Origin of the sequence: Streptomyces sp., assembly GCF_035563135.1 — a bacterium.
Taxonomy (GTDB): Bacteria; Actinomycetota; Actinomycetes; order Streptomycetales; family Streptomycetaceae; genus Streptomyces.
Genome location: NZ_DATMVN010000139.1, coordinates 1 through 3,072 on the forward strand (window position 1 = coordinate 1; position 3,072 = coordinate 3,072).

Sequence of the window (3,072 nt, forward strand, 5' to 3'; positions counted from 1 at the left end):
ATCGTGAAGTCCTCGGGCTCGGCCGGCCTGGTGGTTCTGGGCAAGCGCGGACGCGGCGGGGCGCTGCGCGGGCGTCTCGGATCCGTCTCCGCGGCGGTCGCCGCGCATGCGGTGTGCCCCGTCATCATCGTCCCCGGGCGGAAGGATCGACCTGCTGACCCGTCCGACGGGTTCGAGGATTTCGCGCTCGAGCCCGCCGGCCCCATCGGTGTCGAGGATGTCGACTTCACCGGACGCGTGGTCGTGGGCATCGACGCCCTGGGATCCCGCCACCCGGCTCTACGGCAGGCCGTCGACTACGCCCGGGACCACGGCCGAACCCTGGTCCTGGTGTCCGCCAACGTGGTGCTGACCCAAACCCCGAGCTGGTTCCAGGAGGAGTTCGACACGGACCGGTACGTCCAGGCGTCGGGGCAGAAGCTGGCCGACATCGCCGACGAGATCGTGCAACAGCATCCGGAGCTGACCGTGGAGCACCACATCTACGTGGGACGCCCGGCCGCCATTCTGACCCATGCCTCGCGCACCGCAGACCTCGTCGTAGTCGGCTCCCGCGGCATCGGCGGATTCCGGGGGCTCCTGCTCGGTTCTGTCTCCCAGGCTGTGCTCCACGACAGCGAAGGCCCGGTGATGGTCGTGCCCGCACCCACGGGGCACTGAGCAGCGCACCCGATGAAACCATCCATCCGGGCATCCCATGCCGAGGATCGCGGGTGCTGAGCTCGGCGAACCTCTCCCGGCGCCTGGCCACGGTCCAGGAGCGACTTGCGCTGATTGCCCCTACCAGGTCGATGACCGCGGTCCGGGTGGGGCTGCGCTGGGCTTGGATCGCCTCCAGCGACTCGTTGGCCGGCTCGTCCTCGGGACCGGGTGCGCGGGATGTCGTAGTCGGTGGCCATGATGCGGTGCGTCCTCCTGGGGTGCTGCCGTGCAGGGGCTGCGTGCATGGCAGGTAGAGAGGGCATCCACACGACACGGGGACCTGCGGGATCGAGGGTGACTCTTCCCATTATTCCCTGGTTGTCGACCTCGGCTGAGCTCGTGGACCCAGCGCCCCGTCCCCGCACCCTCCGCCGCCTCCGCCGCCTCCGCCTCCGCCTCCTTCGCGGCCTCCGCCGCGGCCTGCTTCGCGGCCTGCTTCGCGGCCTGCTTCGCGGCCTCCTCGGCCGTGTCCTGGGTTCGGTGGAGGGGGCGGGGATGCGGGTGCCGGGCTCAGGTCGAGGAGACCGGGACACGACCTCCCCGATGGGTTCGATGGTTTTCACCGTGATGGTCGCCCTGGCGCAGAGGAAGCGAGAGGTCGAGCGGGAGCGGCGCACCGGCTCGGTGGCCGGACCTCGGGCCGCCGGCAAGGACCTGGGCGGGCGGCGGCTGATCGTCACCGATACCTGGATCGGCAACACCGTGGGCCTGATCGCGGCGGGGGCCGGCCACTCGGGTGGGCTGCGCCCTCGGCAAGTCGCGGGCCGCCCTGCGTCGGCGGGTCCGGGAGGTATTGACACCAGGACGCCGCACCGGGTGAGCGCGGCGGCCGAGCCCGCCACCGAGCTGCTGTGGGCGCGCGGATGACCGCCTCAGGAGTGGGCGTCAGCCGATGCCGCCGGCTGCTCCGGGCATCGTCGTGGGTCGCCACCGGCGCTGGTTCGTGCATGCTGTGCGGCGGCGGTGCGCGCATCGCCCTTAGGGGCGAGGGACCCGATGCTGCCCCGTCCCGCGGCGGTCGGGCCGTCGTGGGGGACGGCTGCCTGGAACGCGGCGATGCCGTTCTTCCCCGCCTCCTTGAGCGTCTCGAGAGCGTGCGCGTGCAGTCGGGACTGTGTACGGCACGGTGGGGTCGGGCGTCTGTGCGGTGGGCCAGGTGGTGGGCGCGGCGCCCGTAGAGCCGTGCGGCTGCTGGATCAGGCGGCGCCTTCGGCCGGGATCATCGGGTGGGCGTGCGGAGGTGGCGTCCTCCAGCGCCGCGCCGGGGACAGACCCCGGCCCGCTGTGCAGGGGCGGCCCGCGGGCTCAGGAGGCGCGGTCAGAAGGCGCAGAGCAGCACGGTGGTCGCCAGGACGGGCATCATCACCGCGGTGGGCCCTTCCAGGCCCTGCCCGGTGATCGGACGGGTGAAGGCGGGTCTGAGCATCCCGATGCCGTATCCCACCGTCAGGAACCACACCGTGCTCGCGGTGACAGCGCCGAGGCCGAACCACCACTGTCCCGGCGTGCCGCAGGAGGTGGCGGCGGTGCCGAGCACCACCACGGTCTCCAGCAGGACGTGCGGGTTCAGCCAGGTGATCGCGGTGATCGCCGGCGCCGTTCTTCCCGCGCTCGCGGGGCCACCCGTCGGTGTGCTCGTCAAAGCGGAGGAGGGGCGCAGGGCCCGTCGGGCCGACCGGGCCGCGTAGCCGTAGAGGACGCCGGCTCCACCGGTGGCCAGCGCGGTGGGGAGCCACGGGCGGGTGGCTACGACCTGGGTCATTGCGGTGGTCCCGGAGCTGATCAGTACCGCCTCGGAGGCGGTGCAGAGGGCGGCGACCAGACCGACGTGGCGGTGGGCGAGGCCTTGGCGGATCAAGAAGGTGTGCTGTGCTCCCAGCGGGGTCAGCAGCGCGCGGTTCGCCCCGCACCCGAGCAGGACCGACGTGGCGGCAGTGGGGGCAGGCATGATCCACACCTTGTGGAGGCGTGCTGATGGCAGCGTCGGCCGAGTGGGCTGTCGTCACCGGGGTCCTGTGGTGCGCGCCCGCTCGTGACTGCCGACCCACGAGGCCAGGGCCGTACCGTAGGTGGCGGCAACCGGTGCCACCCACGGTGGCACTGGCGGCCGTGAACTGAAGACAGTGCCCCGTCGAGCCTGCACTCGTGTCGTACTCCCCGTGGGAGTATGCTGCTGGTCGTCCTCTCACGAGGAGGAACACGTCAATGCCCCCGTCCACGATGACGACGACGTCGTATGCGATCCTCGGGCTGCTGGCCATCAAGGCGTGGACCACCTACGAGCTGGCCCAGCAGGTGCGCGTGCGGATGCGCCGGTTCTGGCCCCGGGCCGCGAGCAATGCGCCGGTTCTGGCCCCGGGCCGCGAGCAA

General features: G+C 71.9%; 3 protein-coding genes. 2 read left to right on the top strand and 1 reads right to left on the bottom strand.

Annotation, left to right across the window (positions count from 1 at the left end; genetic code table 11):
- Both VN520_RS05840 and VN520_RS05845 read left to right on the top strand, forming a co-directional pair.
- A partial coding sequence (locus VN520_RS05840; RefSeq protein WP_325745766.1) for a universal stress protein occupies positions 1–660 on the top strand: 660 nt, incomplete at its 5' end.
- A gap of 585 nt (positions 661–1,245) precedes the next feature.
- A complete protein-coding gene (locus tag VN520_RS05845; protein ID WP_325745767.1) occupies positions 1,246–1,569 on the top strand; it encodes a hypothetical protein in 324 nt (107 codons plus the stop codon).
- 451 nt (positions 1,570–2,020) lie between these two features.
- Here the strand turns inward: VN520_RS05845 and VN520_RS05850 are convergent, their stop codons facing one another.
- Positions 2,021–2,650: a LysE/ArgO family amino acid transporter gene (locus tag VN520_RS05850; protein ID WP_325745768.1), complete on the bottom strand. Its 630-nt coding sequence runs from the start codon at positions 2,648–2,650 to the stop codon at positions 2,021–2,023.
- Between the last annotated feature and the right edge of the window lie 422 nt (positions 2,651–3,072).